Below are 7,616 nucleotides of genomic sequence, written 5' to 3' on the forward strand. Positions count from 1 at the left end.
AGGTGAAGCCGGACATTCATATCAATTTGTTCCACCCGGATCTGGCTACGTTGCAGCGTATGAGTGAACAGGCGGCGTTGGCGTTGACGCGCATGGAGGGGGTTCATGAGGTGGCCAATAATCTGCATGCCCAGCGAACTATCGTGGATATCAACCTGCGTGAAGAAGGGGAGCGAGCCGGTTTGCGGGCCGAGCAAGTGGGGGCGCAGGTGCGCAATGCGTTCCACGGCATCGAACTGGACCGCTGGTTCGAGCAGGACCAGGAGGTGCCGGTGATGCTGCGGCTGGCCCAGGCCGACAGCCGCCAGATTACCGACCTGGAACGGATGCCGGTGCAACTGGCCGACGGTGAAATGACCGTGCTCGCCGCCGTGGCCTCGCTATCGCGTCGCCAGGCGCCAGCCATGATCAGCCATTACGATGGGCGCCGCAGCGCCACGGTGAGTGCCTTTGTGGATGAGCATGCCACGTCCCCGGCTCTGGTGATGGCGGAGCTGCGCAAGGCGCTGCTGGATCCGATGATGGCCGCTGACGATAAAGCCGGCTGGACGGTGGCGGGCAAGCAGGCGGCGATCAAGGACTTCCTGTCACACCTATCGATAAGCTATCTGATTGCATTGGCCGCAATCTTCTTCCTGCTCACCATTCTGTTCGGCGGTTATGGTCAGCCCTTGCTGGTGATGGCGGCGATTCCGTTTGGCCTGGTGGGGGCCTTTATGGGGCATTTTCTGCTGGGTTACAGCGTGACACTGTGGTCGCTGGTGGGAATCATCGCGGTGAGCGGCGTGGTGGTGAATGACAACCTGGTATTGCTCGATGCCATCAACGACCTGCGGGAAAAAGGCGCGTCGTTGCGCGATGCGGTGATTCGTGGTGTGAGCGGGCGGTTGCGGCCAGTGATGTTGACGTCCATCACCACCTTTGCCGGTGTCGCACCGCTGATGCTGGAAACCAGCGTGCAAGCCCGCTTCCTGATTCCCATGGCTGTCTCGCTGGCCTTCGGGGTGCTGTTTGCCACCCTGGTGAGCTTGTTGTTAGTGCCCAGCCTGTTGGTGATATCCAATGATGTGAAGGGGCTGGTCACCCGCTGGCTGGCCCGCTGGCGAGCACCGGAAGCATCGGAACAGGATACCGTGGAGATGGCCTATGAACGCGGCCGCTTGTATGCAGGGTGGGCAGGGGACAACCCGTATCACGATGCCGTGCTGGGCTCCGCCTGGGAGGCAGGCCGGCAGGATTACCTGCAAGGCCAGGCAGGCGCGCAGTGATGCAGGTTTCTGGCGGGGCTTGGTGCGTCAGGCTTTTGGCGTCAGCCGCCCAGCAAATCCCATGAACGCAAGAGGCCGCACCCCAAGCAGGGGCGCGGCCTCTTCGTTAACAGCAAGCGTTGCGGTGGTACGCGTTGTGGCGTGCCGCGTGGAGCCTGTTGAGTCTCTTTTTACGCCTTACCTTGATTGGCCACCGCTTCCGCTGCTTTTGCAGCCGCTTCTGCGTCGCCCAGGTAGTAGTTCTTGATGGGCTTCAGGTTGTCGTCCAGCTCGTAGACCATCGGCACGCCGGTGGGGATGTTGAGCTTGACGATTTCCTCGTCGGAAATGTCACCCAGGTATTTCACCAGCGCGCGCAGGCTGTTGCCGTGGGCGCAGATCAGTACCTGTTTGCCGGCTTCGATTTGCGGTTTGATGTCGCTTTCGAAGTAAGGCACGAAGCGGTCGACTGTGTCTTTCAGGCTTTCTGACAGAGGGATCTGCGCTTCGCTCAGGTCCTTGTACACCCGGAAGTTGCCGGCATAACGCTCGTCATCGCGCTCCATTTTCGGCGGTGGCGTATCGTAGCTGCGACGCCAGATATGCACCTGGTCATCCCCGTACTTGGCGGCAGTTTCCGCCTTGTTCAGGCCCTGCAGGGCACCGTAGTGGCGTTCATTGAGGCGGTAGTCACGGATCACCGGAATCCACATCTGGTCCATGTTGTCCAGAATGCTCCACAGAGTGCGGATCGCACGCTTGAGCACTGAAGTGTAAGCCACATCAAACTCAAAGCCGGCTTCCTTCAGCAGCTCGCCTGCGGTGCGGGCTTCCTCGCGGCCTTGATCGGTCAGATCCACGTCTTTCCAGCCGGTGAAGCGATTTTCCTTGTTCCATACGCTCTGGCCGTGGCGGACCAGTACCAGTTTCGTGCTCATTAGCGTTATTCCTGTGCGATTTCAATGCGGCGCAAAGAGTAGCAGAAATGCGCCGGGAAATTGAGCGCCACAGCCCGTATAATCGTCGCAAATTCTGTTGCCGCTGCCGGCAAGGCCTGTCCTGTGTGTTTTTTTGCAGACCATTTTGCCCTTTTCATGCGCAGCGATGACCTGTGAAAGCCGTTTCAAGGGCTTTCTCATTCCCGGATAAGGCGAAAACATGGCGTATCTTTGGTGCGAGGACAATCAGGCAATCAGTGAATGGCAAGGTGGGCTGACGGCGGGGACCCCGCTGTATCTGGACACGGAATTCATGCGCGAGCGCACCTTCTGGCCGCAATTGGCGCTGGTGCAGGTACACGACGGTGAACAAATTCGCCTGATTGATACCACCCGGGTGGATGGCCCCACACTGTCTCCGGTGTTTCAGCAGCACACCCTGGTCATGCATGCCTGCTCGGAAGATCTGGAAGCCATTGCCACCTTTACCGGCCAATACCCGGCTGCCATCGAAGATACCCAGATTGCTGCGGCGCTGAGCGGCGAAGATATGCAGTGGGGGTACCAGAAAGTGGTCCAGATGCTGCTGGGTGTTGACCTACCCAAAGGCGCAACGCGCACCAACTGGCTGAAGCGTCCATTGAGCGATGAGCAGCTTCACTACGCTGAAGATGATGTTAAGTATCTACCGGAAGTGGCCGGGATCCTCGCCGAGCGGCTCGATGGGCTGGGTCGACGGGGCTGGTGGGAAGAAGAGTGCGCACGCTTGCTGAACCAGGCCCGTAGCGAAATCCGGCCGCAGGACGCCTGGCGTAATGTGAAAGGCGCCGGTCTGTTACAGGGGCAAAGCCTGGCGGTGCTGGCGGCTCTGGCGCCCTGGCGAGACCAGATGGCGCGCGAACGGAACCTGCCGAAGAGTTTTGTGCTCAAAGATGCCCAATTACTGGATCTGGCCCGTGCCAGCCGCAGTGATCGGGGGCTGTTGGCGGATCTGGGTTTCCATCCCAAACAGATACGCCGCGATGGTGATGCGTTACTGACACTGATGGAAGAGGGCCGTCGGCAGACCCCGCCGGAGCCGCTGCCTGGGCCGCCGGATGCGGCCCAGAAGAAACTGGCCAAGACCCTGCGCAGCCGGGTAGGCGTGATTGCAGAAAAAATGGACATGAAACCGGATGTACTGATGCGTCGGCGTTGGCTGGAAGCCCTTATCCGCAACCCGGAGCAGGTGCCGGAGCCGTTGACCGGGTGGCGTTACAATATCGTCACTCAACCTCTGCTGGAGTTGCTGAAGTGAGTGAGGGAGTGCTGAAAGGTAAACTGTTTTGTTCGATCTACAAGAGCCGTCGTAAAAGCGGCATGTATTTGTATGTGGATCGCCAGAAAGGCCTGAAAGACGTGCCGGAAGTGTTGATGGGGCAATTTGGCCACGCTGTACATGTGACCGACATGATCCTGAGCCCGGCGCGGCCTCTGGCTCGGGCGGATGTGGAGCAGGTTATCGGTAAAATCCGCGAGCAGGGCTTTTATCTGCAAATGCCGCCGCCGCCGGATGAAGACCTGTTCATGGCCGATGGCCATCCGGATAAACCGGCCGGGCGTGATGCCTGACGTGACCCGGCCACTGCGTGCGCAGTTCTGGACCCTGCCGCTGAGCGAGCTCAATGCCCGTGAGTGGGAGGCATTGTGCGATGGGTGTGGCCGCTGTTGTCTGGTCAAACTGGAAGATGAAGACAGTGGCGAGCTGGCGTTTACCAATTTGGCCTGCCGCTTTCTGGATAGCAAAAAATGTCAGTGTCGGGTGTATCCGGAGCGTTTTCAGCGGGTCCCTGACTGTATTCAAGTGACTGAAGCCATTGCCCGGGATACCGACTGGTTGCCGTCCACTTGTGCGTATCGTTTGCGCGCCCATGGCCAGCCGTTACCCGGCTGGCACCCGCTGCTTAGCGAAAATGCGGGCAGCGTGAAGCAGGCAGGCATCAGTGTGGCCGGGCGCGTGGTGTCCGAGCAGCTTGTGCCGGAAGACGATTGGGAAGAGCATATTGTTCACTGGATCGACTGAATCCAGGCAAGGGCCTGGCAGTGGGTTCAATTACACGTGTAGGAGAAGTTGTGACAACACAAGCATATCTATGGGGCTGGTTCGCCTACCTGATCGGCAGCATCGGCGTATTGTTTGTCTGGTGGTGGCTGACACGCCCGCTGTCACGATGGGGCAAGGTACCGTTGCGAACCCTGTTGACGGCCCTGTTGCTGACCCCCTGGTCCGTTTCCCCGCAGCATGACGAATGGGCGCCGGCCTGGGTGGTCAGTCTGTTCGATGGCCTGGCCCAGGAGGATGTGAGCCTGTGGCGTGCTGGTGGGCCGCTGTTGGCCATGCTGGTAGTGGCATTGGTGGTGGCGGTGTTTGAACTGTGGCGGCAGCGGCGCAAACAAGCGGCCCTGTCGGTTCAGCAATGAGCCAGTGTATTTTCTGCCAGATCCAGGCGGGTACGCTGCCCGCCAGTGTGGTTTACGAAGATGAGCAGGCCATGGTGATTCTGGATCTGTTTCCGATCCGTGAAGCCCATTGCCTGGTGATCCCGCGTGAGCACGCGCCTTTGCTGGAGGGCCTGGATTCTGACGTGACACACCATTTGATGGATCTGGCACGGCGGACCATAGTGGCGCAGAAGCGCGCTGGCCTTGCCGTCAAGGCACATAACGTGGTGGTCAACGATGGTCGTGAGGCTAATCAGCATGTGCCCCATGTGCACGTGCATGTGATTCCCCGGCGCGGTGGCGATACGTTGGTAACGGCGCTGACCTGGGCAACCCGGCTACTCAACGTCTTCGGTATGGCGAAACGACGCAGACGTCTGGATCGCATGGCGGGTCTGTTGTCTGAGCATTTCCCGGATACACCCTGATTCCCGCTTTGCCTTATTGCTGCTGTGGCCTTGTTAACGGGCAGGCTTTCGCCAAGCGCGCACCCGAAGTGGCCAGTTCACGGTGCGTGTGTAAGGCCCCCACTGTTTTCGCAGCGCGTCACTGAATGGGGCGAGTGGGCTCTTCCCTGCCTTGGCGGCCTGCGTCAGGGCGGACCAGGTATCCAGATAACCAATGAACGCCTCCACGGACCATTCCCGTTTTATGGTGGTTTCGGCAAACCGCAGGCTTGGCCAATCCATCTGCGCGTCGGGATAGCCCGCCACCACGTCGGCCCGTTCCGCCGGCCACCATGGGCCCAGTGGGCCATCATGGAATGCCCTGACCATACCCTCCAGTCCTTCCACATCGCACAGGCCATAGCTGATCAGGGCCAGCACGCCGCCGGGTTTCAGAACGCGCTCAACCTCGGTAAAGAACGCGGCTTTGTCGAACCAGTGAAAGGCCTGGGCGACGATGATCAGATCCACACAGGTATCCGGGAGAGGAAGTTGATGGGCCTGGGCTGCCAGAAATGCGGAGGCTGAAGCTGGCGCTGCCTGAAGTTGCGGGAGACTGATATCGGTGCCGATCACGTGCTGGAAGTGAGGTTCCAGGCCGCGGCTGGCCTGGCCGCTGCCGCAGCCCACATCTACAGCAATATGGGGGGCGGGGCTTTGGGCGCTGAGCCATTCAAACAGGGTGTCGGGGTAGGTGGGGCGAAACTGCTGGTAGTGCTGGCCACGTTGAAACAGGCTGTCAGTCACTGAAATAGCCGCTGGTATCGAAATGCGCAGCCCACAGTCGCCCATCGGCTCGCTCCAGGTCCAGGGCGACCCCTGCCAGCAGGTGGCCTTCCGGGGCCGCACACCAGGCGATGGTGCCGTAAAGGTGGTAAGTGCCGTGGTTTTCCAGCAGGGCAACCCACAGCTCCACATCCGTATTGGGCTTGATTGGCGCGGGCAGCTCTACGCTGATGCCGGCCAGTGAAATGTCGTGGGTGGTCAGATACAGGCGATCTTCCGGGGCCACGGAGTTCGAGCCAGCGGGCAGCAAGGTAAGAGACAGGCTCTCTTCCCGGCTTATCCGGGGGTGGCGTCGGTTGTCCATTGCTGTGGCCATATGACTTATCCGTAAATCATTCTGTCAACAACGTAAGCGGCTGTGGCCATGGAGGCAACCACCCCGAACAGGAACAGCAAGAATAGCAGGGCGGGTTTCACCGTCTTGGGAAGCGCTTCGGTTTCGCGTGAAGCGCGGGGTTCTTGCGTTTTACTCATCCGTTATCTCCCTGACATATCCGCATACTTTACAGTATCAGTTATTCCGGGACGATAGGAAACAGGGGCCTTGCAGGGCGGGTAACGCGAGCCCTGCAAGGGTTTTTGGCAGTTTGCGACCCTGATCACCCTGTGACGTCTATTTTCTGGAATAGCCAGTGATGCAGGTTGTCAGAGAGCAGCGGCACAAAGGCGACCAGCAACAGGGCCGTAAGCATGACGGCAATGGGTAGCAGGTATTTTTCGTAGCGCCGGTAGAAGGAACCGTTGATGACTTTGGCGCTTTCCACTTCGTCATCACCGACGACCTGACGGGTTAGCAGGTGATTCAATGCGACCGGGGGGGACAGATAGCCCAGCTCGAAGGCGACGAGGCTGATCATCCAGAAGTGCAGTGGGGCGATGCCGTTATCAAAGGCGACCTGGGCGATGGTCGCGTTCACCAGAATCACTGCACCAAAGGGGTCCATGATCATGCCGATGATGACCATGGTCACCACCAACAACGTCATGGCGACCCAAATCGAAGGGAAGGTTTCCGGCAAGGCTTCCATGATGCCGGAGCGTTCCAATAGTCCCCCCATGCTGACGGTCAGTGCCATCAGCATGAGCAGGGCACCAATATGTCCGGTGGTTTCGTTAGTAGAAAAGCGCAGAGAGCTTTCCAGGGTGGTTCCAACGCCTTCTTCCTCAGCGGGCAGCTCTGATACCTCGCCGCTGGGTTTGAACAAATAATGGATAAGCAAACTGATGCCGAGAATCAGGTTTCGCCAGAACAGCCCGGTTAACGTATCGGAAAGCTGGTTCTCGGAGGTGCCAGATGGAATATTGCCGGCATCCAGTGCGTTGCTGACCAACCAGACGTCATAGCTTGAATGGATCAGCAGGAGAGCCAGTACGGCGGCGCACAGATGCAGGAAATGGCGGCTGAATTTTTCATAGATCAGCACAGCCAGCATGATCACCGGCAAGATGATGGGCGCATAGTTCTCGTTAAGCTGCGCATCCAGGACATCCCTGAAAACCACCACCACGGTGCCAATGACAATGACGTAAGGCAGCAGGGGGACAAGCCGTTTCAGGCTTGCGGGAACTGCCTGTGAGAACGGCGCGATGCGAGCTGGCTCGGTGCGCGCAAACTGACTGTAAATGAAGAACAGTAGTAGCGATAAACCGAAGACCTTGATGCCGGAAGTGAACAGTTCGTCTGTGGTTACGCTGTTATTCAAGGCGGCGATAATCAC

At 59.0% G+C, this 7,616-nt stretch carries 11 protein-coding genes; 6 read left to right on the forward strand and 5 right to left on the reverse strand.

Features of this window, described 5'->3' with window-relative positions; genetic code table 11:
- Positions 1-1,268: efflux RND transporter permease subunit (locus A3754_RS19290; protein WP_156497093.1), on the forward strand; the 1,268-nt coding region annotated here is incomplete at its 5' end.
- 170 nt (positions 1,269-1,438) lie between these two features.
- Here A3754_RS19290 and gpmA read toward each other — a convergent pair.
- The gene (gene gpmA, locus A3754_RS19295; RefSeq protein ID WP_063520996.1) at positions 1,439-2,185 is read right to left on the reverse strand and encodes a 2,3-diphosphoglycerate-dependent phosphoglycerate mutase; all 747 of its coding nucleotides are present in this window, start codon (positions 2,183-2,185) and stop codon (positions 1,439-1,441) included.
- Positions 2,186-2,405: 220 nt separating this feature from the next.
- On the opposite strand from gpmA, the gene rnd reads away from it, so the two are divergent.
- Genes rnd through A3754_RS19320 form a run of 5 tightly spaced genes read left to right on the forward strand, consistent with a single transcriptional unit; the run spans position 2,406 to position 5,094 of the window.
- A complete protein-coding gene (rnd, locus tag A3754_RS19300; protein ID WP_063520997.1) occupies positions 2,406-3,482 on the forward strand; it encodes a ribonuclease D in 1,077 nt (358 codons plus the stop codon).
- Positions 3,479-3,796: a YcgL domain-containing protein gene (locus tag A3754_RS19305; RefSeq protein ID WP_231880701.1), complete on the forward strand. Its 318-nt coding sequence runs from the start codon at positions 3,479-3,481 to the stop codon at positions 3,794-3,796. The genes rnd and A3754_RS19305 overlap by 4 nt, the downstream gene beginning before the upstream one ends.
- Positions 3,789-4,247 (forward strand): YcgN family cysteine cluster protein, encoded by a 459-nt coding sequence (locus A3754_RS19310; RefSeq protein WP_063520998.1) that lies wholly within the window; start codon positions 3,789-3,791, stop codon positions 4,245-4,247. Before A3754_RS19305 ends, A3754_RS19310 begins: the two co-directional genes overlap by 8 nt.
- 50 nt (positions 4,248-4,297) lie before the next feature.
- Positions 4,298-4,645, forward strand: a complete 348-nt coding sequence (locus tag A3754_RS19315; RefSeq protein ID WP_082872440.1) for a hypothetical protein — start codon at positions 4,298-4,300, stop codon at positions 4,643-4,645.
- Positions 4,642-5,094, forward strand: coding sequence for an HIT family protein (locus A3754_RS19320; protein WP_063520999.1), 453 nt, complete (start codon positions 4,642-4,644; stop codon positions 5,092-5,094). Before A3754_RS19315 ends, A3754_RS19320 begins: the two co-directional genes overlap by 4 nt.
- Before the next feature lie 33 nt (positions 5,095-5,127).
- Here the strand turns inward: A3754_RS19320 and A3754_RS19325 are convergent, their stop codons facing one another.
- The 4 genes from A3754_RS19325 to A3754_RS19335 form a co-directional block, all read right to left on the reverse strand.
- Complete coding sequence (locus A3754_RS19325; protein WP_082904809.1) at positions 5,128-5,859, reverse strand: class I SAM-dependent methyltransferase; 732 nt, start codon at positions 5,857-5,859, stop codon at positions 5,128-5,130.
- Positions 5,852-6,214 (reverse strand): PilZ domain-containing protein, encoded by a 363-nt coding sequence (locus A3754_RS19330; RefSeq protein ID WP_063521000.1) that lies wholly within the window; start codon positions 6,212-6,214, stop codon positions 5,852-5,854. The genes A3754_RS19325 and A3754_RS19330 overlap by 8 nt, the downstream gene beginning before the upstream one ends.
- A gap of 5 nt (positions 6,215-6,219) precedes the next feature.
- Positions 6,220-6,372: a hypothetical protein gene (locus A3754_RS26745; RefSeq protein WP_156497094.1), complete on the reverse strand. Its 153-nt coding sequence runs from the start codon at positions 6,370-6,372 to the stop codon at positions 6,220-6,222.
- Between the two features lie 125 nt (positions 6,373-6,497).
- A partial coding sequence (locus tag A3754_RS19335) for a TRAP transporter large permease subunit (RefSeq protein WP_156497095.1) occupies positions 6,498-7,616 on the reverse strand: 1,119 nt, incomplete at its 5' end.

Source organism: Alcanivorax sp. HI0083 (assembly GCF_001635175.1).

Bases quoted from the DNA above. Each gene is read 5' to 3' on its own strand.
- gpmA (WP_063520996.1), bottom strand. From the start codon at position 2,185: ATGAGCACGAAACTGGTACTGGTCCGCCACGGCCAGAGCGTATGGAAC.
- rnd (WP_063520997.1), top strand. From the start codon at position 2,406: ATGGCGTATCTTTGGTGCGAGGACAATCAGGCAATCAGTGAATGGCAA.
- A3754_RS19330 (WP_063521000.1), bottom strand. From the start codon at position 6,214: ATGGCCACAGCAATGGACAACCGACGCCACCCCCGGATAAGCCGGGAA.
- A3754_RS19310 (WP_063520998.1), top strand. From the start codon at position 3,789: ATGCCTGACGTGACCCGGCCACTGCGTGCGCAGTTCTGGACCCTGCCG.
- A3754_RS26745 (WP_156497094.1), bottom strand. From the start codon at position 6,372: ATGAGTAAAACGCAAGAACCCCGCGCTTCACGCGAAACCGAAGCGCTT.
- A3754_RS19320 (WP_063520999.1), top strand. From the start codon at position 4,642: ATGAGCCAGTGTATTTTCTGCCAGATCCAGGCGGGTACGCTGCCCGCC.